Source organism: Alterirhizorhabdus solaris (assembly GCF_007785815.1).
In the GTDB taxonomy this organism is placed as follows: Bacteria; Pseudomonadota; Alphaproteobacteria; order Sphingomonadales; family Sphingomonadaceae; genus Alterirhizorhabdus; species Alterirhizorhabdus solaris.
Window position 1 is genome coordinate 1 of record NZ_VNIM01000033.1, and the last position, 23,199, is coordinate 23,199.

Annotated in this window: 22 protein-coding genes and 2 pseudogenes; 11 read left to right on the plus strand and 13 right to left on the minus strand. The window is 68.2% G+C overall.

The features are described from left to right. Window positions 1–86: 86 nt before the first annotated feature. The 8 genes and pseudogenes from FOY91_RS21670 to FOY91_RS09720 all read right to left on the minus strand — a co-directional run bounded on the left by FOY91_RS21670 (window position 87) and on the right by FOY91_RS09720 (window position 5,194). On the minus strand, window positions 87–413 hold the full coding sequence (locus tag FOY91_RS21670; RefSeq protein ID WP_162527190.1) for a hypothetical protein: 327 nt from the start codon (window positions 411–413) through the stop codon (window positions 87–89). 81 nt (window positions 414–494) lie between these two features. After that, a pseudogene (locus FOY91_RS22805) lies at window positions 495–569 on the minus strand (hypothetical protein); the annotation flags it as partial. Continuing rightward, window positions 570–1,168: pseudogene (locus FOY91_RS09695) on the minus strand (IS5 family transposase); the annotation flags it as partial. A 39-nt stretch (window positions 1,169–1,207) separates the two neighbouring features. Further along, window positions 1,208–1,732, minus strand: coding sequence for a molybdopterin-dependent oxidoreductase (locus FOY91_RS09700; RefSeq protein WP_238995391.1), 525 nt, complete (start codon window positions 1,730–1,732; stop codon window positions 1,208–1,210). 373 nt (window positions 1,733–2,105) lie between these two features. After that, window positions 2,106–2,372, minus strand: a complete 267-nt coding sequence (locus tag FOY91_RS09705; protein ID WP_145150684.1) for an ATP-binding protein — start codon at window positions 2,370–2,372, stop codon at window positions 2,106–2,108. Window positions 2,373–2,436: 64 nt separating this feature from the next. After that, the gene (locus tag FOY91_RS09710; RefSeq protein WP_145150687.1) at window positions 2,437–3,372 is read right to left on the minus strand and encodes a hypothetical protein; all 936 of its coding nucleotides are present in this window, start codon (window positions 3,370–3,372) and stop codon (window positions 2,437–2,439) included. Window positions 3,373–3,776: 404 nt separating this feature from the next. After that, entirely contained in the window at window positions 3,777–4,130 is a 354-nt protein-coding gene (locus tag FOY91_RS09715) for a hypothetical protein (RefSeq protein WP_145150690.1), read from the minus strand. A gap of 197 nt (window positions 4,131–4,327) precedes the next feature. Further along, entirely contained in the window at window positions 4,328–5,194 is an 867-nt protein-coding gene (locus tag FOY91_RS09720) for a peptidoglycan-binding domain-containing protein (RefSeq protein ID WP_162527191.1), read from the minus strand. Window positions 5,195–6,046: 852 nt separating this feature from the next. On the opposite strand from FOY91_RS09720, the gene FOY91_RS09725 reads away from it, so the two are divergent. The 3 genes from FOY91_RS09725 (at window position 6,047) to FOY91_RS09735 (ending at window position 8,889) form a co-directional block, all read left to right on the plus strand. Beyond that, window positions 6,047–7,212, plus strand: a protein-coding gene (locus FOY91_RS09725) for an IS3 family transposase (RefSeq protein ID WP_420822875.1) whose coding sequence is annotated in 2 segments (ribosomal slippage) — window positions 6,047–6,308 and window positions 6,308–7,212 — 1,167 coding nt in all. Because the reading frame shifts where the segments join, the coding sequence is not laid out codon by codon here. 372 nt (window positions 7,213–7,584) lie between these two features. After that, window positions 7,585–8,493 (plus strand): ThuA domain-containing protein, encoded by a 909-nt coding sequence (locus FOY91_RS09730; protein ID WP_162527192.1) that lies wholly within the window; start codon window positions 7,585–7,587, stop codon window positions 8,491–8,493. Window positions 8,494–8,508: 15 nt separating this feature from the next. After that, window positions 8,509–8,889 (plus strand): glycoside hydrolase family 3 protein, encoded by a 381-nt coding sequence (locus tag FOY91_RS09735; RefSeq protein ID WP_145150702.1) that lies wholly within the window; start codon window positions 8,509–8,511, stop codon window positions 8,887–8,889. A 62-nt stretch (window positions 8,890–8,951) separates the two neighbouring features. On the opposite strand, the gene FOY91_RS09740 is transcribed toward FOY91_RS09735, so the two are convergent. Further along, window positions 8,952–9,422, minus strand: coding sequence for a hypothetical protein (locus FOY91_RS09740; RefSeq protein WP_145150705.1), 471 nt, complete (start codon window positions 9,420–9,422; stop codon window positions 8,952–8,954). Between the two features lie 95 nt (window positions 9,423–9,517). Between FOY91_RS09740 and FOY91_RS09745 the strand changes: the two genes are divergently transcribed. Genes FOY91_RS09745 through FOY91_RS09765 form a run of 5 tightly spaced genes read left to right on the plus strand, consistent with a single transcriptional unit; the run spans window position 9,518 to window position 15,363 of the window. Beyond that, the gene (locus FOY91_RS09745; protein ID WP_145150708.1) at window positions 9,518–10,102 is read left to right on the plus strand and encodes a sigma-70 family RNA polymerase sigma factor; all 585 of its coding nucleotides are present in this window, start codon (window positions 9,518–9,520) and stop codon (window positions 10,100–10,102) included. Further along, complete coding sequence (locus tag FOY91_RS09750) at window positions 10,089–11,051, plus strand: FecR family protein (protein WP_162527193.1); 963 nt, start codon at window positions 10,089–10,091, stop codon at window positions 11,049–11,051. The genes FOY91_RS09745 and FOY91_RS09750 overlap by 14 nt, the downstream gene beginning before the upstream one ends. After that, window positions 11,038–13,395 (plus strand): TonB-dependent receptor, encoded by a 2,358-nt coding sequence (locus FOY91_RS09755; RefSeq protein WP_162527194.1) that lies wholly within the window; start codon window positions 11,038–11,040, stop codon window positions 13,393–13,395. The genes FOY91_RS09750 and FOY91_RS09755 overlap by 14 nt, the downstream gene beginning before the upstream one ends. Next, the gene (locus FOY91_RS09760) at window positions 13,382–14,473 is read left to right on the plus strand and encodes a glycosyltransferase (RefSeq protein WP_145150716.1); all 1,092 of its coding nucleotides are present in this window, start codon (window positions 13,382–13,384) and stop codon (window positions 14,471–14,473) included. The genes FOY91_RS09755 and FOY91_RS09760 overlap by 14 nt, the downstream gene beginning before the upstream one ends. Beyond that, entirely contained in the window at window positions 14,473–15,363 is an 891-nt protein-coding gene (locus tag FOY91_RS09765; RefSeq protein WP_238995393.1) for a glucosamine inositolphosphorylceramide transferase family protein, read from the plus strand. Before FOY91_RS09760 ends, FOY91_RS09765 begins: the two co-directional genes overlap by 1 nt. Here the strand turns inward: FOY91_RS09765 and FOY91_RS09770 are convergent. From FOY91_RS09770 to FOY91_RS09785, 4 genes are all read right to left on the minus strand, one after another. Next, window positions 15,296–16,438, minus strand: coding sequence for a glycosyltransferase family 4 protein (locus FOY91_RS09770; RefSeq protein ID WP_145150790.1), 1,143 nt, complete (start codon window positions 16,436–16,438; stop codon window positions 15,296–15,298). The two genes, FOY91_RS09765 and FOY91_RS09770, sit on opposite strands and share 68 nt — an antisense overlap. Continuing rightward, the gene (locus FOY91_RS09775; protein WP_145150721.1) at window positions 16,438–17,769 is read right to left on the minus strand and encodes a lipopolysaccharide biosynthesis protein; all 1,332 of its coding nucleotides are present in this window, start codon (window positions 17,767–17,769) and stop codon (window positions 16,438–16,440) included. The genes FOY91_RS09770 and FOY91_RS09775 overlap by 1 nt, the downstream gene beginning before the upstream one ends. Beyond that, window positions 17,762–18,973, minus strand: coding sequence for a hypothetical protein (locus FOY91_RS09780; RefSeq protein WP_145150724.1), 1,212 nt, complete (start codon window positions 18,971–18,973; stop codon window positions 17,762–17,764). The genes FOY91_RS09775 and FOY91_RS09780 overlap by 8 nt, the downstream gene beginning before the upstream one ends. 175 nt (window positions 18,974–19,148) lie before the next feature. After that, window positions 19,149–19,721 (minus strand): phosphatase PAP2 family protein, encoded by a 573-nt coding sequence (locus tag FOY91_RS09785; RefSeq protein WP_238995394.1) that lies wholly within the window; start codon window positions 19,719–19,721, stop codon window positions 19,149–19,151. A 103-nt stretch (window positions 19,722–19,824) separates the two neighbouring features. Here FOY91_RS09785 and FOY91_RS09790 point away from each other — a divergent pair, with 103 nt between their 5' ends. From FOY91_RS09790 to FOY91_RS09800, 3 genes are read left to right on the plus strand one after another with little or no spacing between them, the layout of a single operon-like run. Beyond that, the gene (locus FOY91_RS09790) at window positions 19,825–20,355 is read left to right on the plus strand and encodes a thermostable hemolysin (RefSeq protein WP_145150727.1); all 531 of its coding nucleotides are present in this window, start codon (window positions 19,825–19,827) and stop codon (window positions 20,353–20,355) included. Then, window positions 20,352–22,436: an AMP-binding protein gene (locus tag FOY91_RS09795; RefSeq protein WP_145150730.1), complete on the plus strand. Its 2,085-nt coding sequence runs from the start codon at window positions 20,352–20,354 to the stop codon at window positions 22,434–22,436. The genes FOY91_RS09790 and FOY91_RS09795 overlap by 4 nt, the downstream gene beginning before the upstream one ends. After that, window positions 22,423–23,181 (plus strand): SDR family NAD(P)-dependent oxidoreductase, encoded by a 759-nt coding sequence (locus FOY91_RS09800; RefSeq protein WP_145150733.1) that lies wholly within the window; start codon window positions 22,423–22,425, stop codon window positions 23,179–23,181. Before FOY91_RS09795 ends, FOY91_RS09800 begins: the two co-directional genes overlap by 14 nt. Window positions 23,182–23,199 lie beyond the last annotated feature (18 nt).

Consider the following 23,199-nt stretch of genomic DNA (forward strand, 5'->3'; position numbering starts at 1 on the left):
CATCGCGAAGATCGCCCACGACTGGCCCGCCAGCCGCTGGGACGAACTCATGCCATGGAACTGGCCCACCGCAACGGATCAGAACATCACGCAAGCCGCGTAACACGCGTCTTCAGGCCACGCTTACCAAGCAGCACCGGATGTGGTAAAATATCCGCTGTCGGACGTGGCTTTCCTGTCAGGGCGAGCCGCGTCGTGAGCCTTTCCTTCTCGGCCTCGCGCTCGGTGATCATATTCTGCAGGACCGGGCTCGCTAGCCCGGCAAGCGGGTTCTGGTACAGGTTGCCGAGCTCGAGCTTGACCTGGGCCAGTCGCACCTCCGCTACCGTATCGCGGTGCTCCTCGCCTTTAGCCAGCAACGCCGCTTCGCGACGGAATTCGGCGACGAAAAGCCTGCTATGGTCCTCGGTCAACAGGTGGCTTTGCAGGATCGCCAGCGCCGCGGTCTCGAGCGGTGCCTTGCGAGCCGATACCGTGTTGCCGCACGTTCCGCGTTCCTTCTGCCCGGCGCACCGGTAATAATCCTTGCCGGAGATCGTGTAATTAGACCCGCAGCAGCTGCACTTGATGAGGTCCGTTCGGCTGGGATTGGCCTTGATGTGCGCGGTGGCGCCGAGGTCATCGGCGATGAAGGCACGCAGCAGATCGGCATCATAGGCGGCGTCGGCGATGACGTGGCCGACGCCTTTGAGACCTGTCAGCAGCGCCTCGGCTTGCGGACGATCACCCCATTGTCCAGGCGTCGGATGGATCCGGATCGGCAGGCCGATGGCGTCGACAGCGGCATGCAGCTTGGTCGTCAGGCCACCGCGGGAGCGGCCGATCGCGGCAGCTTCAGCCCCCCTTTTGCACCACTCGCATCGGCATGGGCCTTCGAAATGGTGCTGTCGATCAGGATGTATTCGAAGTCCGGCGTGTCGGCCAGGCTATGGAAAAGCCGTTCCCACACACCGGCATGCGACCAGCGCCGGAACCGTGCATGCACGCCTGTCCACTTGCCGAATACCTCCGGCAGGTCGCGCCAGCGTGCCGCGTTCCCCGCCATCCACAGGATCGCGTCCACGAACAGCCGGTTGTCCACGCCGCTGCGCCCTCGCGTTCCTTCCCGACCGGGCAGATATCCGGCGATCCGCTGCCATTGCTCGTCCGTCAGCGTGCGTCTGCTCATCGGCTGGCTCCTTCGCCAGCCTTGAATCAGAACTGCCGCCTAAATGGAATCCCAAATGCAGACGCGGCCTAGCGCCTTGGCAATCGAGATCGAGGCACCGAACGGCGCCGTCTCACCATCGACATCCACGTCGTCGGCCCCCGTAGTGCCGACGAACGACGCGCCGTCCTGGATGCCAGCTGCGGCGAGCACGTCGCACAGTGCGACGCCGGTCCACGCCGCATTGCCGATCGCGCCCACGTTCCAGGGATCGCCCGAAGTCTTTTCCACGTCATGAAGATGTGCCCGACGATTGCCGGCGCACTGCATGGTCGCGGTCACGGTCCGGGTCGCAAATGCCGTTTGAAGTTCGGCAACCGTGTAGGAGCGCGGGCGGTCGACCAAGCCGTCCAGCGCTATACGATGATCGTCGGCCAGCGCCGGCGTAGGTCCGTGACTGCGGATGTAGAAATTCGCCTGCGGCGTGAGGAAAGACGCGATCAGTTTATCGGGGGGCGTTTCCGCATTGAGCGGCTCCGGACAGCGGAGGATCAGATTCTGTTCGGCGCGATCGGATGCGGTCATGCAAGCCGCCTACCATGAAGATATCAATAGCGAAATCGATCGTTTGGCTGGGCGATGTCACCCATACTCTTTCGGTAACCTATCGCTTTCTAGAAGCGGGAGAAGCGATCGCTATGCCGTCGCGCGACAGGCGCCGAGCGCTAGCTATGCGCCTTTCCCATACATCGACGCGGAGTGGCTGAGCTTTCTACGACGGCTTTCGGCTGAAGCCGTCGTTTACGACCCGCGACTTGAATGACGGCTTTGTCCCAAACCAGCCGTCAGCGAGGGTACCTGCCGAGGATGCAAGCAGGGCAACTTCCGGGATCGGCAGATGGACCGCTCGACGGCAAGTTTGTGGATAGCGGTTCCCGCCTGAAACCGATGGCGGCCGTCAATCGAAGGTGCATTCCGAGTGACAGTCCGCCCCTACGACTGTGGCGGCGATGGTGGCTAGGTGCGGATGATGGGTGAAGAACAACTCCTGCGTCGAGCGTGCCAGATTAGCGAGCACGCGAAACCCGGCCTCGGCGCGCGCATCGTCGAAATTCACGAACAGATCGTCCGCCTGAAACGGCAGACGCACCCCCGCCTCCACCGATTGCTCCACGGCTGCAAGGCGCAGCGCGAGGAATAGCTGGTCGGTGGTGCCTTCGCTCATCGCCCCGACATCGACAATCGTCCTGCCATCATCGCGCAGGCCGTCGAGCCGGAGGCTATCTCCGTCAAGGTCGACTCGGAGTTCGGGATATCGGCCCAACGTCAACGTCGAGAATAATTCGCTTGCACGGAGCAGCATCGGCCGCAGCAGCAGGTTCCCCCTCGACCGCCGCAAAGGCGAGTCTTGTCTCGCCAATTATCGTGGCTGCCGCAGTGACCTGCGAACTCAGATCGGCAAGTTCGCCGACGAGCGCCATTGCACGATGCTCGACGTTGTCCGGGTTCGCCGCATCCCAGTCCGCGACGAGGTCGAGTAGAGCGAGGCCATCGCCGGCTGAAGTGACTTGCCGCTCGATCTCCGCCGGTTCCTCACGCAGACGCCGCAGCGCACGAGAGTCCTCCACTGCCGCAGCCAGATTGTCCCCAGCGACGAGCCCGGCATCGTCATAAGCCGGCGCCAGGCTCTGTATCGCGACAGTGTGAGCAGCGGAAGCGGCGTCGATATCCCGCTGGAGGCGCTCCCGCTGGGTGGCGAGATCGGCCAGTCTTCGCTGCGCCTCGCGCGTCGTATCCAGTCGGGCACGTAGCGCTGCGAGTATCACCCCGGCATCGCCTTCAGCGGTCTCGCCGACGTCCGCCGCAAGCGCGGTCAGATCGGCCTCGAACCGGCCGATATCGGCATCTATGCCATTGATGCGCGTGTCGGGCAGGGCGATCGCGTCGAGATCCGCCCGTAATTCCTCGAAAAGGGCAAGGCGGGCGTCAGCCGTCGCGATGGCAAGGTCAAGTCCGGCATCGATGATCGCACCTTGCCAGTCTGCGGCAATCCGATCCGCTTCCGCAGTCGCCTGAGCCGAACGGCGGCGCTGCTCGTCGAGAGAACGCTCGATCTGGCGCAGTTCGGCGCGGTCTTCGCGGAAGGCGGCATCGCGCGCTTCACCGTCCCGCCGCAGTACCTCCGCACGAGCAAGCACCGGCGTGAGCCGCACCGGGTCAGCCACCGGCTCGCCAGGCATCGATGCGGTTAGGCCCTATGGGTCGCGGCGCGAGTGGCCAGTTCGGCCGCTGCGGCATCGCGCTGCGCAGTGGCGGTGGTGGCCGCATCGAGCGCCGCACGTCGGGTCGGCGTCCCGGCAGGCGATCCGCGCGCTGGTCGAAAAGGGGGTTGTGCACCCGGGTAGCGCCCGCGGCGGCAAGCGGCGGGAGATGCAGCTTTCACGGGAACTTGTTCGCGATGATGGAGATCGCGTCGCCCACAAATGGCAATGTAGTGGCCCGGAACGCACAACTCCCCCGAAGCGGTTGCTTCGGGGGAGTTGCAAATTCAGATGGTTGCGGGGACCCGCACCGGACGGCATCACACTTCCCCGGTGATTGAGATCTAGTGCGCTCCGGTTGAATGGCCTCATGGACTTCGGGCGACGAACGTGACGTCGACCGGTTGCCTCCCCATCGGGATAGTGGCTGCGATCCGGTCGCCGGGTCTCACCGAGCCGGTGCTGGTGAAGCTGGTAAGTTCGGCGTCGATTTCTCGGGATGCTCCGGGAGGGAGATCGAGCTTCGCTGGATTGTCGCTCCCGTTCTCCAGCGCGAAGATGACGTGGGGCCTATCGTTGTCCGCACGCGCATCGGTAAGGTCGACGCCGGTGGCATCGACGGCGGTGCGCAGTGCGGCTTCGCCGGCGGCATGGCTCATTTTCAGCCCGCCGATCGCGATCATTCGTGGTGCCTGGCCGACGTTCCGGTAGGCGATCCTCATGGAATTCTCACCGGTGGAGGACCATCGTGCCGTCACCTTGGCGCTTATGTCTCCCTCGACGACCGTCACGGATCGATCCGGCCCAGCTTCCATCCCGGCCGAGGGCACGGGTTCGAGGGGGCCACCCGCGCTTCGCTGACAGGATGACGTCAGCAGCAGGACGGCCGCCATGGCTGGCACGAGGAAGCGCGGTTCCTTCATCGCGCCCGCACCAGCCCGGCAACTGGGCCTGAGAGCTTCCGCCTCGTCTCGCTGTTCGCTCCGCCGAGGTCCCTGTCGACCTTCAGACCGTTGCGGCGCTGGAACTCTGCCACCGCGTCGAGAGTGGCGCTGTTTCCCCGTCCCACCAGTCCGTCTGCGTGGCGTGCCTCGAGGTAGCCCAGCGCGACCAGGTGCTCCTGCACGGACTTGATGACGGCGTCCCCGCCTGTGGGCAGCGCCAGTGGCTTGTAGACCGCGTTGCGGTTGCTGGCCCTGATGACGTCGCGCACGTAGGGAAAGCGGGCGTCGTGCTCGGAGCGGCCGCCACCGTGTACCCCGGGGCCGAAGTCATGGATGCGCAGTCGTCCCTTGCCGATCGCAACCACCCGCTCGGTCTCCGGCATGTACCAGCTCTCGATTAGCGACGCCTGCTGCTCGACGTTGAACGTCGCCCAGTTCCTGCCGATCGCGTCGGCTGGAAACGGATAGGCGGTGCTCCTGTGGCTTCCCCAGCCCTTCCACTCGCGCTTCCTCCAGATGTCGCGAACGCCGCTGCTGAGCTGCGCCCACATCGACTGCGCCATGTAGAAGGTCGGCCAGACGCCGTTCTCTCCCTGCCATGCGTGGCAGAGTTCGTGGATCAGGGTTGATCTGCGAGCGGCAAAGTCGACGATCCCGCCGAAACCCTCCACCCAGTTGATCGCATAGTCGAACCTGGGGGCGTTGTCCTCCATGCTGGCGAGGGTGACCGCCCCGCCGAGGTCGAGGTCGGTGATGAAGATGCGGTCGAATGGCAGGGTGGAGGCATATACGCTCTGCGCCAGAGCGATCTCCGCCGGGGCCATCTGTCGGGCACGAACCACGCCAGTCTCCATTGCTCGCCGAACTTGGATGGGCTCGGTGAATGTCCCTTCCCACCGCCCGCTGTCAATCATCCTGCCTTCGCACCCGACGTGCTTGGCTTCGATGCCGGAGGAGATCCCGCAGGTCATTCCGTTCGGAGGTCAGGCTCGTGCGGGTATGCGCGTTCCTTCTTGAGGGGAGATAATGACCATCGGCTCAGTTATCGCCGCTGCACTGGTTCGCGGGAGTCGAGTGCCTGAACGACCGGATGAGCTGAACGGGGGGGGCGTCCATGGTCCTAGAATCGGGATTTCAAGCTGGGCATACGTGGGGCGGTCCGCATCACCGTCATGTCCGTCCGCCCACTCATGGCGGCTTCGCCATTACCGCATCACGACCGCCGCGCGATTGCGCCCTGGCATGTCGGCACGCTCCGCGTAGCAGAGTCGTCGCCCGCCGGTCGGCGGGCCGAGGCGTCGAAGCTTCGTCTGTTAGAACGGTCGCAAGACCGCCGGTTGCTTCTTTGGGACCGGGTGGCGGGCGCGCATGTCCAGGCCCTCTAGCTAAAGGCGTCCGCGCTCGTCTAACAGCGGGTTTCGAACATCCGGTCACCAGGGACCGGCGTCGCCTCGATGATGAAGGGCGACGCCGCCGGTGACGCGGCGCCGTCCGACGATGGGGCGCGCACGATGTACATCACCGCTTTCCTTCCTCAGCCGCCTCGCGGCGGTCGTTCGTCCGCATCAATGGAGTGCAGCGAGAGAGATATCAGGTTGGGAATGGTGGCGACCGCCCTGCTGGCGACCGCTAACGTGACCCCCGTTTTTTCCTCCAGTTGGAGCTAGAGTCCGGCCCCTCGAAGGGACGGACAGATGAAGCGGAAGCAGTTTTCGGAAGAGCAGATCATCGGCATCCTGAAGGAGGCCGAGGCGGGTGCGGTGGTGACGGAGCTGTGCCGTAGGCACGGCATGTCGAGCGCGACATACTATGCGTGGAAGGCCAAGTATGGCGGACTGGAGGTATCCGACGCGAAGCGTCTGCGGGCGCTTGAGGAGGAGAACGCCCGGCTCAAGCGGTTGCTCGCGGACACGATGCTCGACAATGCGGGGTTGAAAGACCTGCTGTCAAAAAAGTGGTGACGCCCGCCGCGAAGCGGCAAGCGGTTGCGCATCTCCAGGCAACGCTGGGGATGAGCGAGCGGCGGGCGTGCATGGTTGTCGGGGCGGATCGCACGAGCATGCGGTATCGCTCGTGCCGGGCGGATGATGGCGACCTGCGGTCGCGGCTTTGCGAACTGGCGCAGCAGCGCCGGCGGTTCGGCTATCGACGGCTGCACGTCCTGCTTCGCCGGGACGGCATCACGATCAACCGCAAGAAGACCCGGCGGCTCTACCGCGAGGAGGGACTGACGGTCAGGCGCCGAAAGGGGCGGAAGCGGGCCGTCGGCGCGCGGGCGCCCGCGCCGGTGCGGGCGCTTCCCAACCAGCGCTGGAGCCTGGACTTTGTCCATGATCAGATGGCGACTGGTCGGCGTTTCCGTATCCTCAACATCGTCGACGACGTGACGCGCGAGTGTTTGCGGGCGGTGCTCGATACGTCGATCTCGGGCAAGCGGGTGGTGCGCGAGCTTGCCGAGCTGATCGCCAAGCGCGGTGCGCCGAAGATGATCGTCAGCGACAACGGGACCGAGCTCACCTCGAACGCGGTGCTCGCCTGGTCGGGTGATGCCGGCGTCGAGTGGCATTACATCGCACCGGGCAACCCGACTCAGAACGGGTTCGTCGAGAGCTTCAACGGTCGCATGCGTGACGAGCTGCTCAACGAGACGCTGTTCTTCACGGTTCGCCAGGCCCGGGAGATCCTCGCCCGTTGGGTCGACGACTACAACACCGAGCGGCCGCACTCCTCGCTTGGCTACGCCACCCCGGCAGCGTTCGCCGCCGAACTCGAACAGCAACTGGCGGGGTTAACCCCGCCAGTTGCTTCACCCGCGCACCTGCGCGACAACAACGGTCGGTCTCTGGTTGCCGCTGGATGAAAGACGGGGGTCACGTCACTCCTCGCTTGAAGAACCCTAGCTTAGACTGGCGGAGTTCAGGGGAGCACGGCACTTCTCCTGTCCCTTCGGCAGGGACCGCTTGAGAGGTGAGGCGCGGTCATCGAGGTAGCACCGGTGCAAACGCCGGTGTTTAGACCGGTGTTAGCGACGCCGCCGACATCAGCGACATCGCCGGCGCGCAGGTGATCCTGGATGCGACCGGTCGCGACCGCTTTCGCTTTCTGCTCATTTCGCTTACGCCTGCCCGGTCAGAGAGGGGCGCGACGGGATCGCGTGCCTAGCGCCAGGGGGGAAGCCGAACATGCGACACGCGGGCCTCGCCCTGTTCACCCTCCCGCCGGCGGCGGCACGGTGACGGTGCAAGATATCCCGCCACGCCGATCAGCCGGCCGGCGCCTGCGGCGCGTCCTGCTCTGGGTCTCGGTCGTGGTGCTGGTGGTCCTGATCGGGTTGGGCATGTGGCTCGCGCCGATGCTTTACCGCGTCTATCACGGCCTCGATGTCTATGAGACCGTGCCGCCGGCACTGCCGGCCGCCCTGCCCGAGCCGGCGATCCTCATCTTCTCGAAGACGAACGGTTTCCGGGAGGACCGTGCGATCCTCGCGGCGAACAAGATGTTCCGGGACATCGCGCGCGAGCGCGGATGGGGCGTGTTCGTCACGGAGAACGCCGCCGTGTTCAACCCGGAACAGCTTTCGCGTTTTCGGGCCGTAGTCTGGAACAACGCGTCCGGCGACGTCCTGACCCTGCCGCAACGCAAGGCGTTCCGGGCCTATCTGGAGGCCGGCGGCGGCTATGTTGGGGTCCACGGTGCCGGTGGCGATCACACCTATCGCTGGCGCTGGTACGGAGACGATCTGATCGGCGCGCATTTCATCTCGCACACGATGTTCCCGCAGATCCAGCGCGCGACGATCCGCATCGCCGACCCTGCACACCCGGCGATGGCCGGTCTGCCTCCGGCCTGGCCACGGGCGGACGAATGGTATTCGTTCGATCGCTCGGTCCGCGCCCGGGGCTATCGCGTGCTCGCGACGCTGGACGAGAAAAGCTACCAGCCGACCGACCTGTTCGGTAACGACATCCGCATGGGTGACGACCATCCGATCATCTGGACCCACTGCGTCGGGCGGGGCCGCGCCTATTACTCCGCGCTCGGGCATGCGGCCGACGCCTATGCCGAGCCGCTCGTCCGGCGCTCGCTGGCGAACGCCGTCGCGTGGGCGGCGAGCGAGGGCGCGTGCCGTAACGGGCTGTAGTCGCCGCGACACAGGTTGCGGCCGAACGCTCGCTGGTGCTGCTCAAAGAACGACGGCAACGCCTTGCCGCTGGTGGCCGGCGCGCAGAAGCGAGTGGCGGTGATCGGCGCGATGGCGGATTCGCCGGGCGATACCACGGTGTCGCTGGCCTTTCCGCAGGATGCGGCCAAGGCGGTGACGATCTTCAAGGGAATAAGCGAGCGCCTGAACGGCGTCCAGTTTTCCCGGCTGGTGCAGTCGCCGCTGGCCGGGCTGCGCGGCCCGGCAAAGCTGTGGACTCCGGCGCAGACCGCCGACGAACTGAAGAAGGCGGTCGATCTGGCCCGCCGTTCCGAGCCCGGCGATCCTGCCGGGAGAAGTCGAGGACGATCAACGCAGCGTTGCAGTCTCGGGTGACGGAAAACCGGCCCCGGCCCGTGTCGGGGCGCTATGGTCTTAGGCTGCTTCGGATCTGGAGATTACCACCCACGACTTTGCGCATTTCCGAACAGGCGTTCGGCTCGGACGATGAGAATCTCGGCCACCATATTCGGGGCGATTTGGGCAAGGACACCGGCGGCGACGTACCAGCTGACGATCCGCTGCTCTTGTAACACATCGCCAACGATGACGCGGGCCGCGCGATAGGCGGTGAGCAGTTCGTCGATGTCGCGTATCGCGGCCCTCCACCACTTATCGAACGCCGCCGCCATGATCGTCGGCGCGCCATCACTGTCGAGCAGACCCGCGTGCGTGACGATGAGCTGCGGACCCGTCTGATCGGCCGGATGGTCTCGCTTGCCTCCGGCGCCCCCGTCGCCGCCCGCGGCTTCCACATTGATGCGACCACGCTCGTCGGTGGCCCGTTCAGTCGCGTGCAGCTGAGCGCCGGCGCCGCGGCTCTGACGCTGCTCCCGGCCGATGTTGCCGCACTCGATACCGGCACTCATCCTCTCTGATGCAGACACCCGCGTTCGCCAGATCGATTGCCGCCACGCGCCGGGGCGCCTATCGTCAGGCCGTGCGTAGCCACGAAACGGGTGAGATGAGCGACGGCGGCCTCGAGGCGGTATTACTGGGCAATCGCGCGGCGCTGCTCCGGTTCATCCGCGCGCGCGGCGGACCGGCGGATGCGGAGGATCTCCTGCAGGAGCTCTGGCTCAAGCTGTCGGCGACGCCACCGGCCGGGCCGATCGCCGATCCGCTCGCCTATATCTACAAGATCGCCGACAATATGATGCATGATCGCCGCCGCGCGACCCTTCGCCGCGAACGGCGGGAGACGCAGTGGACCGAAGCTGAAACGGGCGTAACCCCCGAGGCTTCGTCAGCGCCATCGGCCGAACGCATCCTGTCGGCGCGCGACGAGCTTGCGCGTGTGGCGCAGGCCCTGGCCGAACTCGGCGAACGGACGGACCATATCTTTCGCCGCTTCCGCATCGACGGCGCCAGCCAGAAGGTGATCGCGGCCGAGCAGGGCATCAGCCTGAGCGCGGTCGAAAAACATCTCCAGCGTGCCTACCGCGCGATCGTCAGGTTGCACTCCGGCAACGGCGACACGGATGGTGATGCGGGGTTGCCCGATCGGCGGCGTCTTGGCAGCGAGGAACCCAAAGATGTCGCTCGCTGATCCCGTCCTGCTCGACGCGGCTGCCCTATGGGTGGCACGAACGCGTGATGCCTCGTTTCGTGACTGGGACGCGTTCACCGCATGGTTGGAGGTCGATCCACGCCATAACGATGCGTATGAGGCGGCGCTTGATGCGCACGATATGGTCGACGCCCTTGCCGCGCCGCGCGAGGCGGCCGTGCCCGAGACAGACGCTGCGTATCCCGTGACGGCAGCCCGCCGCCGCTGGCATCCGGGCTGGCTCACCGCTGCGGCGGCCGTGCTGGTGGCCGCTGTCGCCGTGCCATCGTACCTGCCGCGCCACGACAGGTACGAGATCGCCACCACCGCTGGCGAGCAGCGCTCGGTGCGGCTCGCTGACGGCACGCAGATCGCGCTCAACGGCGATACGCGCCTCCTGCTCGATCGCGCGAACCCGCGCTCGGCCGTACTCGGTCATGGCGAGGCGAGCTTCAGCGTGGTCCACGATACGGCGAACCCGTTCGTCGTCACGGCCGGTGGCACCCGGATCGAGGATGTCGGCACGACCTTCAACGTCCTGCGCGGCGCAGACGCCACCGACGTGGCCGTGGCGGAAGGATCGGTGCTCTATGATCCGGATGGCGCGAAAGTGAAGCTGGCCGCCGGTGGGACGCTGCACGATCCGGACGGCACCGGCGTGGTCGAGGTCGCGCAGGTCGATCCCGCCACGATCGGGGCTTGGCGCAAGGGCCGCCTGGTCTACCGCAACACGCCGCTCAGCACAGTCGCCGCCGATCTCGCGCGCGCTACAGGACAACGCGTGACGGTGGGGCCGGATGTGGGCGCGCATGCGTTCAGCGGGACCATCATGTTCGGCGGGGTGGCGCCGTCGCGCCTGTTCCGCACCGTCGGCGCGCTGACCGGCACATACGTCACGCGCAACGGCGATGGCTGGCGACTGTCGTCGGGGGCCGGTGCCACGCGCTGATCGGGCGGCTTGTGCCGTCGCGATCGCCTGTGCCGTTGCGTCGCCCGCGGAAGCTGCGGCTCGACGGATCGCGATATCCATCCCGGCCGGGGCGCTCGGTAATGCGATCGCCACGCTCGGCGGGCAGACGGGCGTCTCGATCGGCACGGTAGATCCTGTGCTGAGCAACCTGCCCGTCAGGCGCTTGCGCGGTACGATGTCCGTCGATCAGGCACTGGCCCGGCTGCTGCGCGGCCTGCCAGCGCGCGCGGAGCGGATCGACGCCACGAGCTGGCGGATCGTCCGCGCCGCGCGCCCCGCCAAACCCGTCACTCCACGCTTGCACGCGCCCGACATGCGCAGCGCCGGATCATCGCCGACGGTGGACATCATCGTAACCGCCAGCAAGCGCGATACGGTCCTGAGCGATTATCCCGGAACGGCCTATCTGCTGGATGGCCAGGAACTGGCGCGCCGAGGTGCCAGCGGCACCGATGCCATCATCGCGCGCCTGCCGACCGTGGAGTCGACCGCGCTCGGGCCGGGCCGTAACAAGCTGTTCATCCGCGGCGTCGCGGATTCCAGCTTCAATGGGCCCAGCCAGGCGACGATCGGCGAATATCTCGGCGACGTGCGGCTGAACTATAGTGCGCCGGACCCGAACCTGACGCTGGTCGACATCGGCTCGGTCGAGGTGCTCGAAGGCCCCCAAGGCACATTGTACGGCGCCGCGACGCTGGGCGGCGTGTTGCGGATCGTTCCAAACGCGCCGCAGCTCGCCAGCTTCGCGGTCGCCGTCACGGGCGGCGTCGCAGCCACCGCGCATGGCGCGAACGGCGGCGATCTCTCTGCCGTCGTCAACGTGCCGATCGTCCCCGATGTCGTCGGTCTGCGTGTCGTTGCCTACCGCGCGATCGACGGCGGCTATATCGACGATCCCGGGCGTGGGCTTACCAACATCAACCGCACCGCCACGCGCGGTGGCCGCGCCACCATGCGCGTCCGGCCGGGCGGCGGCTGGACGGTCGATGTGGGCGGCGCCTATCAGGCAAGCAACAGCGACGATGGCCAATATGCCACGCGCGATGTCGGCCCGCTCGCCCGCCGCAGCCGCATCGCCCAGCCATTCGACAACGACTATGCCCTTGCCAGCGTCGCGGCTACGACCGATTTTGGCGCGACGACGTTCCGCGCCTCGGCGGGAATGGTCGCACAGAATCTCGATTCGCGCTTCGATTTCACGCCCGCAAACGGCCCCCTCACGCTGTTCGAGGAAGCCAACCGCATCCGCCTGCTGTCCGGCGAGGTCAGCCTCGCGCGGCGCGGCACGGATGGCGTGGGCTGGATCGTCGGGGTGAGCGCCCTTCACAACGAGGAGCGGCTGACCCGGAACCTCGGCGCGGCGGCAGCGCCAGCGCGTATCCTGGGCGTCCGCAACGAAACCACCAATGCCTCCGGATTCGTCGAGGCTGGTGTCCGCCTCGCCGGGCGGCTCGTCGCGACAGGCGGCGTCCGGCTCGATTTCGCCCATCTGGTGGGTGCGGGCCTCAGCGACATCGCGGTCGCCATTAAGGAGAACCGGCGCAACGAGCTGAGCCTTCTCCCCTCCATCGCGCTCACCTGGCGCCTGACGGACCGCACGACCCTCTTCGCACGTTATCAGGAGGGGTTCCGCCCCGGCGGACTGTCGGTGTCCGGCACCAACGGCACGACGGTCGAGCGCTTCGCCGGCGACAGCCTGAAGATGATCGAGGCAGGCGCACGCTTCCCCGATCTGCTGGGCAGCGGCATCGCCGGGACGACGACACTCTCCTATGCACACTGGGAGAATATCCAGGCCGATCTGGTCGATGCCGGCGGCCTGCCCTTCACAGCGAACGTCGGCACCGGCCGCATCATCGGGCTTGAGGCGTCCCTGTCCCGCCGCCTGATCGCCGGCGTGCGGGGGGAGGCCGCCGTGTTCGTCAACAAGAGCCGGCTGACCCGCCCCGCCGCCTTCCTCATGGCGGGGGACGACCCCGCCTTGCCCAACGTCGCCAAGGCGGGCGGGCGCGCCTCGCTGATGCTCGATCGGCCGCTGTCCGGCCGGCTGACGCTGCCCGGCGATGCGACGCTCCGCTACGTCGGGCATTCACGCCTCGGTGTTGGGCCGTTGCTCGGCATCGTGCAGGGCCATTATGTCGACACGAGCGCAGTGGCGCGTATCGGCACCGCGCGGTTCGGCGTGACCGCCACGCTTTCCAACCTGCTTGACGCACGTGGCGATCGCTTTGCGCTCGGCAACCCGTTCGACGTGGCGAGCGGCCGCCAGACGGTGCCGCTGCGCCCGCGCACGATCCGGATCGGCTTCGATGCCCGCTTCTGAGGCACGCCGGATCGGGCTGGCCCTGCACGATTTTCCGGCGGGCGGCACCGAGCGGATCGCGATCCGGCTGGCGAATGCATGGGCCGGCGCGGGCCGCATCGTCACGATCTACTGCGGATCCGCCCTCGGCCCCGCGCGCGCCGAACTCGCGCAGGGTATCGCAATCGTGGCCGCCGATCCGCCGATCCCGCGTGGCGCGCTGTCGCGATTGCGGCTGGGGCGGTGGCTGCGTGGCCGGCTAGCCACCGATCCGCCCGATGTGCTGGTCGTGCCGGGCAATTTCCATCTGCCCGTGATCATGGCGGCGGGGCGGCTGCCATGCCCGGTGGCGGCAAAGCTCAGCAATCCGTTGCTGCGCGCAGACCATCGTTTCGACAAGCGGATCGCGGGGATCGGGCGGCGCATCGCCACGCATCGGATCGATCGGCTGATCGCCATGTCCCCCGCGCTGGCGGCGGAGGCGGAGGCGCTGCTCGGCCGCGCCTGCGTCCCCCTTGCAGAGCCGATCCTGTCGGCCGATCCCCGCACGCCGGTCCGTCCCGATGGGCCGCCGCTCGTGCTGTGCGCCGGTCGGATGGTCGCGCAGAAGCGCTTCTCACTGGCGTTGCGGGCCTTCGCGGCGCTGGAGGACGCATCGGCACGGCTGGTGATGCTCGGCGACGGACCCGAGCGCGCCGCGCTGGAGGGGGAAGCCACCGCTCTGGGCATCGCCGAACGCGTGGAATTTATCGGCCATGTACCCGACATCACGCCGTGGCTCGCCCGCGCGCACGCCTTCCTGCTGACCTCGCGCTACGAAGGCTATCCGGCGGTCCTCGTGGAGGCCATCGCCGCCGGCGTGCCGGTGGTCACCACGCCCTGCTCGGTGGCGCTCCCCGGGATCGTGGCGGAGCCCGCGTGCGGCCGCATCGCGGACGAGGATCCCGCCGCGCTGGCCGCTGCGCTGTCCGGCATTCTCGCCGACGGCGCCGTCGATGAGCCGGCCCGGCTGGCCCTCCTTGCGCGGCATGAGGCGGGTGCGGCGGCGGCGGCGTGGCTGGCGATGCTGGACAATCTCGTGGCGGAGCGCGCCGTCTGATGCCCAGGCGCTGCGACATCTGGCGGATCGGCATCGTTCCCGCATCGATCGAAACGATCGTGGCACGCGGCGGCATCGACGGGCTCGACACGCTCTGGATGCCCGAGGAACCCGACTTCAGCTTTCTTGCCGATCCGTTCGGGCTGTGGCGCGACGGCGTGCTGCACATCTTCGCGGAGCACTATGATTATCGCGATCGCCACGGCCGCATCGTTTGCCTGCGCTTCGATGCCGCGCTCCACCCGATCGACCGGCAGGAGGTTCTGAGCGAAGCGTGGCACCTGTCTTACCCTTGCGTTTTCGAGGCGGACGGCGAGATCTGGATGCTGCCCGAAGCGCACCGTTCGGGCACGCTGACGCTCTACCGCGCCGGGGACTTCCCGCATCGCTGGGCGCCGGCAAGCCACATCGTGCTCGATGGCGGCGCCGTCGATGCGACGCCGTTCCGGCACGAGGGACGCTGGTGGCTGGCTTATGCCTCCGCCAGGGACCGGCGGAGCCGTCAGGCGGACCTGCGCCTCGCCTTCGCCGACCGGCTGGAGGGGCCGTGGACGGCGCACCCCGGCAATCCGATCCGCAGCGATCTTGCGGGCGGGCGACCGGGCGGCACGCCCTTCGTCTTGGACGACAAACTGAACCTGCCGGTGCAGGACGGCACCGGCACCTATGGCGCGGCGATCCGCATCCTGACATTCGACCGGCTAGACCCGGCCGTCGCGAGAACGAGCATCGGTGCACCGATCAGCGCGCCGGCGGACGCGGGCCGCTACAGGGAGGGGCTGCACACACTTTCGGCGTGCGGCGCGGTCACGCTGGTCGACGTCAAGCGGGTCGATCGAACGGGACGCGGCTGGCTGATCGACCTGCGCCGCCGGCTTCGCGCCGGCTGACCGGCAGCCGGGCCACGACGGCCGCCCCGGCCGAAGCAAAGGCGGCCGGGCCGAAGCGTTCGAGAACGCGCACCCGGCTCGCCGCCCCGATCGCCGCCAGACGGCCCGGGCGCAGCAGCAGATCGCGCAGCGCCGCCGCAAGCGCCTGCGGATCGGCAGGCGGCACGCTGCGCCCCGTCACCCCCTCGACGATGGTTCGCGGCATCTCACCGACCGCCGAGGCGATCACCGGCAGGCCCGCCTGCATCGCCTCGTGCGCGGCGATGCACAGCCCCTCCGAGCGGGACGGCTGAACATAAAGATGGAGGCCGGCGAGAAAGTCGCGCGGGCGGGCGGTGAAACCGGTCAGGCGAAGCGCGGTGATGTCGGCCGCCGCCGCCATCGCCGCCAGCCGATCCCTTTCGGCGCCGTCGCCGCCTATCTCGATCTGGAAACCGGCGGCTGCCGTGAACCCCTCCGCCCGCAGCCGCGCCAGCGCGCCCACCAGCACATCATAGCCCTTCACCGGATGCAGCCGGCCGAGGCTACCGATGCGGATGACCTCGCCGGCCTGCCACGGCCGGGCCCGAGGGGCCGCCGGGTCGGCCGCGAACAACGGCCAGGTCGCGAGCCGCGCGGGCGGCACGGCAAGGCGGGCCGCCGTGAGATCCGCGACGCAGCTCGAATCGGCGATCCACAGCGCGCTGGACTTCTGCGTCGCGCGAAGAAGGCGCCGATTGGCCGGCTTCAGGAACGCGGCGTGCTGCCAGCTCGCCACCGGCACGCCGCGCCGGCGCCCAACCAGTTGCCCGAGCAGGGTGGCCCGCGTCAGCGACGTCCAGATCAGGTCCGGCTTCCACGCGGCGATCTGCCGATCGAGCCATCGGAGCGCCGCGAGATGGTCGCTCTCGCCGCCGTCGCGGATAATCGTCGTCAGGCCGATCGCGTGCATCGCCGGCACGGCACGCCCGTCACGCCGGGTCAGCGCGAACAGCCTGACGTTGGCGCCGTGCGCCCGCAGGAGTTCGACGACCGCAGGCACCGGAGAGGCCGCACCGCCGCCCTCCACGGAGTTAATGACATAGGCGATCCGCATCACGCGGCCTTTGTCCGGCGGGCCGACACCGTCGCACGGGTGGCGTGAAGCAGGCAGGCGATCAGCAAGGCGGCGGTGACGATCGCCTGTGCCAGTGCGAACCACCCGGCCCCCGCGAGCCCGCCCTGCGCCAGCAACAGCGGAAGGAGAGGCAGCAGGCCGAGATTGGCGCCGAGGTTCGAGACCACCGACAGGCCCGGTCGCCCGAGCGCCGTCAGCGCCGCGCTGACCGGCGGCGCCACCAACAGCATCGCGCGGGCGAGCGCGAGCCAGACAAGCACGCCCGCCGCCCCGGCGAAGGCGGCGCCGGCCATCGCGACGACCAGTTCGCGACCGAAGACGATGAGCCCGACTACCAGCGGCACCGCGACGACCAGCGCGGCGCCCAGGCAGCGTGCCACCGCCATCCGAAGCGCCCGCCCATGCCCCCCGGCCGCCACCAGCCGGGCCAGCTCCGCATAGGCGGCCTGGCCCAGCACCTGCGCCGGCTGCGCGATCACCGTCGTCGCGCGCTGCGCGATCGCGAACAGGCCGGCCGGCGCCGCGCCCAGCACGGCGCCGATCACCAGCGGCGCCAGCCGGCCGGCCAGCTCGCCGAGCGTCACGTCGGCATTGGCCGCGAGCATGAAGCGCCAGATCGCCCGGTTCTCGCGCCGTACGCCCGCGAGGCCGCCACGCGACCAGCCGGCTTCGAGCGTCTGCCGTGCGACGTACAGGCCGAAGCCCCACATCGCCGCCCACTCCGCCAGCGCCGCCACCAGCCAGGCGATCAGGAAAGCGTGCAGCCCCCCGCCCACCAGCGCCGCGACGACCGCGCCCGCCAGACGGATCACGGGGCTGACGATATTGTGCAGCCCGAGCAGATCGAACCGGCCGGTGAGTTGCAGGAAGCCCGCCGGCGTCGCCCGGATCGAGGCAAGGACCGCGAAACTGTACGGCACCGCGAATGCGAGCGCGACCGGGCTCCAGCCGAGGCGGGCGCCGAGCAGCGGCCCGAGGACCGCCGCGACGAGCACGGCGCAGGCGCCTCCCGCCCCCTCCACCACGGCCGCGAAGCGGAGCAGCCGGGCCAGCCGCGGGGCATCACCGGTGGCGCGCGCCTCCGCGCCGTAGCGGACGATGGCGTGCCAGCCGGGAAACTCCACGATCCCGCCCACCGTCATCGCGAAGCCGTGCACCAGCACCAGCACGCCATAATCGCGCGGGCCGAGCGCACGGGCCGCCACCGCCATGTAGATCAGGCTGAGGATCCCTGCCGCCGCCTTGCCGCCGAGCAGCTTGCCGAGATTGCCGTATATCCGCCGGACCGTCCCGGCGCCCGGATCAGGCATTGACGACGCGCGGCGCCGGAGAGTCGGCGGGCTGCGCGAAGGGCACGCCCGCGACGCGGGCGACGGCGGCCGCCGCGCGCTCGCAGGAAGGCACGTCGTCGAGATCGAAGCTGTCGGCGAACAGCCGTTCCTGCACCGGCCGGTAGCGTGCGGCATGATCGCTTCCGGCGCTGTCCAGCGCCGCCGCCATGCCCGGCACGTCGCCGACCACCCGGCCCGCTGTCCAGTGGCGGTAATTCGCATCGCCCATCCACCCGGTGCGGTGCGCGTCGAGGAAGATGCAGGGCCGCGGCCGAAGCAGGAACTCGTACACCTGGCTCGACACGTCACCGAGATAGATGTCGGCCCGGTTCGTATAGGCCATCGTCGTGGAGGCGCGGCTGCCGAGATCGATATGGATGTTGGGTGCGCGCAGATAGCGTTCCCCGATCCGACCGCACCGATCGATCCGCATCCTGTCGATCGTGACCACGAACGGCCGCTCGAACAGCATGACGTGCGGCGCGAAGATCAGCTGATATTCGTCATGCTCGACGAACCAGTCGAGCACCTCGCGCCCCATCCTGAACCAGGACGAGAGATGCGGCGACACGTGCGGATTGTAGAGCACCACCGGGCGATCGTCGTCGATCGTCGCGTTGATCGCACCGCGCCCGGGCACCAGATCGAACTTGGGATAGCCGACGATGCTGATCCGCGCCGGATCGACCCCGGCGTCCGCCACCAGCCGGTTGCGGATCTTGGCGCCCGAGACGAGCACATGATCGAAACCCGCGCTGGCCGGATCGAAACCGATCGCGCGGTCCCCGGCACCATGACGGGTGTGGACGATCTTCAGGCGCTCCAGCCCGTAGCGCTTCTTCAGCACGAGCGACGTCTTTTCCGCGACGACGAGCACGTCGAGACTGCCGAAGAATTCGAGATTGTCGCGGTAGACGAGCAATTTGGTGGCGGGAACGACGCCTTCGCTGAAGCGGGCCAGCGCGCGGCTCGTGCGCAGTCGCAGGCCAAGCTGGACGAGCGTCATGGCGCCGCGACTGATTGCGGGCCCGGCGTAGCGGACGACCTCCGCCCGCAGCCGGTCGCTGGTTACGGCCAGTACGATCTCGGCACCCGTTCCCGCCTCCGCGAGCGCGAGTGCGATCGGCAGGCTGTGGGCGACCTGGTGCACCTGGTCGTGGTTGAACAGGAAGGCGATCTTCATAGGGACCGGACGCCGCGGCGACCGCGAACCCGCATGAGGTTTCGATATTTTTCGAGCGGCCCGAACCCCGAAGATCTGGCCGGCCCAGGGAGGCTTCTCGTTTGCGCGACGATATCGGCGATATCATGCCCTTCGTCGCGCCGCCCGTGGCGGCGGTGTCGCCGCGCAAATCTCGCTAGAAGCGTGCGGCGAGCGACAAGCCGCCGCCGCCGCCATCGGCCCATGGCACCAGACGAACGTCCGAGTCGCGCTGGCGGGTGATCGCGAAGGCCGTGCCCGTGCCCAGCGCCGCCCCGGCCACGGCATCGTACCAGTGATGCCGGCGCGCCTCGACGCGTGCGACGCCGACGAAGCTGGCCAGCACGAACGCGGGCAGCCCGGCTTGCCAGCCGTAGCGGTTCTCCAGCGTACCCGCCGCCGCAAAGGCGATCGAGGCATGGCCCGACGGGAAGCTCTTGCGATCGCTGCCGTCCGGTCTGCGCTCGTGGATCAGTTCCTTGAGGGCATAGGTGGTGCCGCCGGTCGCGACGAGGCTGCCTGCCGCCTGAAGGTCGCCCTGCCAGTCACCCTGCACGGCCGGTACGCCAAGGGCAGCGCCGACCAGCACGTCGCGGACGATACCGCTCGCCTTTCCCCACCCATGAGGGGACGCACAGGCCGGTGATCCGGCGAGGAGCAGGATGGCGGCAAGAGCGGCGCGGCGAGGCTGGATCAACTTGTTCATGCGGAACGGACGCCACAGCGCCACCAATCCCGCATGGGCCGGCAGACACGACGCCTAAAAAGTTTCGCCCCGCCGAGGTGCGGAAAGCCGCCTCGGCCGGCGTCCTGCCCCTGTCAGGAGCATGAGAATGCATCACGTCGCTTCACGTTCATTGGTTCATCGCCGCTACGCCACCGTCCACGGCGCGGCGCCCGCCGCCGACTATCCAGACTATCTAACGACCGGTGCGTCGGATGCCCCGCAAGCTGTGCTGGGCTATCGCCTGGCGCGGGACGAGAGACTGTTTCTCGAGGTCTACCTGGACCGGCCGATCGAGGCCGTGCTGACCGAGCGGCTTGCCCGCCCGGTAGCGCGGGCGCGGATCGTCGAGCTGGGCGATCACGCCTCCGACTCTGCGCCGGCCACGGTTGCGTTATGGGGCCAGGCCGCGGCCACGCTCGGCGCGCACGCCGACGTTGCTGTCGCGGTGCTGACAAAGCCGCTGCGGGCGATGCTCACGCGGCTTGGCCTCGGGCTCGTCGAGCTGGCACCGGCGCGTATCGAGGCGCTTGGGTCCCACGGCGCGCGCTGGGGCCGCTATTACGAAACCGATCCGGTAATCTGTGCGGGCGATATCGCCGCCTGTCGCAATCGCCTCGTCGCGGCGGGCCCGGCATGACGCGCCTGGTCGAGACGATCCGCGCGCATGGCGGCGCTCGCCCGGACGCCGTGGCGATCGATGGCGGCATTCCCGTGACGTGGCGTGCCCTGGCCGACACCCTGCCGGATATGGCGGCGGCGCTGGCCACCCGTTTCGATCCTGCGCGACCCGTGGGGCTACGGATCGACCACGGCATGGGCGAGACGCTGCTCGACCTCGCCTTTCTCGAAGCGGGCGTGCCGACGCTGGCCTTGCCGTCATTCTTTACCCGGGCGCAGGCCGCTCAGGCTCTGCATGCCGCAGGCGCACAAGCGTTGCTGTCCGGGCCTGTGGGCATCGTAGACGGCATCCCTTCAGCGGCCGTATCGGCGATTCATGGGCCAGCCGTACCGCTACCGCCCGGCACTGCGCGCATCACCTTTACCTCCGGCTCGACTGGACATCCAAAAGGTGTCTGCCTTTCTCTTGAGCACATGCTTACTGTCGCGGGCGCGGTGGTGGACACGCTCGGGAGCCATCACGCCGGTCGACACCTGCCATTATTGCCGCCCGGTATCCTGCTCGAAGGCGTGGCCGGCCTGCTCGCGACAATGCTTGCCGGCGGGACGTACGTGGCGATGCCGCAGGCCGATGCGGGGCTGGCCGATCCGTTCCGCGCCGATCTCGCGCGCATGCTGGCGGCGATCGAAAACAGGGCTGTCACCTCACTCATCCTCGTGCCGGAATATCTGGCCGGCCTGGTCGGTGTGATGACCGCGACAAGTGCGAGACTTCCCAGGCTTAGCGTGGTCGCGGTCGGCGGGGCTCGGCTCAATCCCGATTTGCTGGCGAGCGCCCGCGCCGTCGGATTGCCTATCCGCCAGGGCTATGGCCTCACCGAATGCGGGTCGGTCGTGACCCTTGACGACGGGACGGCCGCGGGGATGGGCAGTGTCGGCGCAAGCATCGGCGCCAATGCCATCTCCGTTGCCGAAGATGGGGAGATCCTGATCGATGGACCCTTGTTCCTCGGCACGCTGGACGCGCCGCGCGGCCCGGGGGCCCTTGCGACCGGCGACATCGGACGGATCGACGCCGCCGGGCGGCTGTGGATCGAGGGACGTAAGTCAGCGCTGATCGTCACGTCGTTCGGCCGCAACGTATCGCCTGAATGGGTCGAAAGCGTGCTGACGGCACAGCCCGCGATCGCACAGGCCATGGCCCGTGGTGACGGCCGCGCCATGCTGGACGCGCTGATCGTCCCCGCGTCACCCACCGCCGACATTCACGGTGCCGTGGCGGCGGCGAATGCGTCGCTGCCGGTCTACGCCCGCGTCGGGCAGTGGCGGGCGGTAGCGCCGTTCACTTCCGCAAGCGGCCTGCTCACCGGCAATGGACGCCTTCGCCGCGCCGCGATCGACGCCGCTCATCCTTATCGGGAGACCCACATGACACAGCCGTTTTTCGACCGCCTCGTTGCGGCAACCGCACCGGCGCAGATGCGTTTCGCGGCCACGCCACAGCTGCGCGCCGGGCTGGCCGGCGATATCAGCAGCGCCGACTATATCGCTTACCTTATCCAGGCCTATCATCATGTCCGCCATACGGTGCCCCTGATGCGCGAGGCCCGGGCGCGGCTCGACAACCAGCCGGAGATCGTCGCGGCGTTCGACGATTACATTGCCGAGGAAACCGGGCACGAACAGTGGATACTGGACGATATCGAGCGCGCCGGTGGCGACCGGATCGCCGCCGGGCGGAGCACGCCCGCGCCAGCGACCCACGCGATGGTCGACCATGCCTATCGGACCATCCGCGAGGACAATCCGATCGCCCTGTTCGGAATGATCTACGTGCTGGAGGGCACCAGCATCGCACTGGCAAGCCAGGGCGCCGGCGCGTTGCAGCATCGGCTGGGCCTCCCCGACGATGCGGTCCGCTACCTGACCTCCCACGGCGCACTCGATCAGGATCACATGACGTTCTTCGCCCGGTTGATGAACCGGATTAACGATCCCGTCGATCAGGAAGCGATCATTGCCATGGCGGACGCGATGTTCGGCCTGTTCGGCGCGCTGTTCGCAGGGATCGAGCTGGAGGCACAGCGTGTCGCGGCTTGACGGGCGCCGCGTCGTCCTGACCGGAGCGGCGGGTGGCATCGGCAGCCTCGTCGCCGAGCGACTGCAGGCTGACGGCGCGTATCTCACCTCCGTCGACCGGATCGAAGCCTCGGCCTGTCAGGCCAGCATCGTCGCGGATCTTGCCGACCCCGCCGCCCTCGCCGAACTCGCCGGGCAGCTTGCCGAACAGCGCGTCGACATCCTCGTCAACATCGCCGGCCTGCAATATTTCGGACCGCTCGAACGCCAGGGCGCGGGCGCCATCGCGCTCGGCTACGCGGTCAACCTCGTCGCCCCCGCCGTCCTCGCGGGCGCGGTGATGCCTCAGATGATCGCCCGGGGCGACGGCCAGATTGTCAATATCGGGTCGGTGATGGGGGCGGTGCCCTATCCCTATTTCACCGCTTATTCGAGCGCCAAGGCCGGTCTGAAAGGCCTCAGCCAGGCGCTCCGGCGCGAGGTGGCAGGCCGCGGCATCGCGATCACCCACATCGCCCCGCGCGCCGTGCGCACCGCTTTCAACACCGGCAGTATCGAGCGTTTCATGGCCGCAAGCGGCATGAAAGCGGACCAGCCCGAGCGCGTCGCCGATCGTATCGTCATGGCCATAGCGGGCCGTGCCCGCGATGTTTCGATCGGCGGGCCCGAGCGAATGTTCGCACACCTCAACGCGCTGCTGCCTGCGCTGATCGATCGCGGCCTCGCCCGGCAGACGGCGACGGCGCGCAGCATGTTTACCAACTGACCGACAGGAACCAGGCAT

Bases quoted from the DNA above. Each gene is read 5' to 3' on its own strand.
- FOY91_RS09700 (WP_238995391.1), bottom strand. From the start codon at position 1,732: ATGACCGCATCCGATCGCGCCGAACAGAATCTGATCCTCCGCTGTCCG.
- FOY91_RS09705 (WP_145150684.1), bottom strand. From the start codon at position 2,372: ATGAGCGAAGGCACCACCGACCAGCTATTCCTCGCGCTGCGCCTTGCA.
- FOY91_RS09715 (WP_145150690.1), bottom strand. From the start codon at position 4,130: ATGAGGATCGCCTACCGGAACGTCGGCCAGGCACCACGAATGATCGCG.
- FOY91_RS09740 (WP_145150705.1), bottom strand. From the start codon at position 9,422: ATGAGTGCCGGTATCGAGTGCGGCAACATCGGCCGGGAGCAGCGTCAG.
- FOY91_RS09745 (WP_145150708.1), top strand. From the start codon at position 9,518: ATGAGCGACGGCGGCCTCGAGGCGGTATTACTGGGCAATCGCGCGGCG.
- FOY91_RS09750 (WP_162527193.1), top strand. From the start codon at position 10,089: ATGTCGCTCGCTGATCCCGTCCTGCTCGACGCGGCTGCCCTATGGGTG.
- FOY91_RS09760 (WP_145150716.1), top strand. From the start codon at position 13,382: ATGCCCGCTTCTGAGGCACGCCGGATCGGGCTGGCCCTGCACGATTTT.
- FOY91_RS09765 (WP_238995393.1), top strand. From the start codon at position 14,473: ATGCCCAGGCGCTGCGACATCTGGCGGATCGGCATCGTTCCCGCATCG.
- FOY91_RS09770 (WP_145150790.1), bottom strand. From the start codon at position 16,438: ATGCGGATCGCCTATGTCATTAACTCCGTGGAGGGCGGCGGTGCGGCC.
- FOY91_RS09775 (WP_145150721.1), bottom strand. From the start codon at position 17,769: ATGCCTGATCCGGGCGCCGGGACGGTCCGGCGGATATACGGCAATCTC.
- FOY91_RS09780 (WP_145150724.1), bottom strand. From the start codon at position 18,973: ATGAAGATCGCCTTCCTGTTCAACCACGACCAGGTGCACCAGGTCGCC.
- FOY91_RS09790 (WP_145150727.1), top strand. From the start codon at position 19,825: ATGCATCACGTCGCTTCACGTTCATTGGTTCATCGCCGCTACGCCACC.
- FOY91_RS09795 (WP_145150730.1), top strand. From the start codon at position 20,352: ATGACGCGCCTGGTCGAGACGATCCGCGCGCATGGCGGCGCTCGCCCG.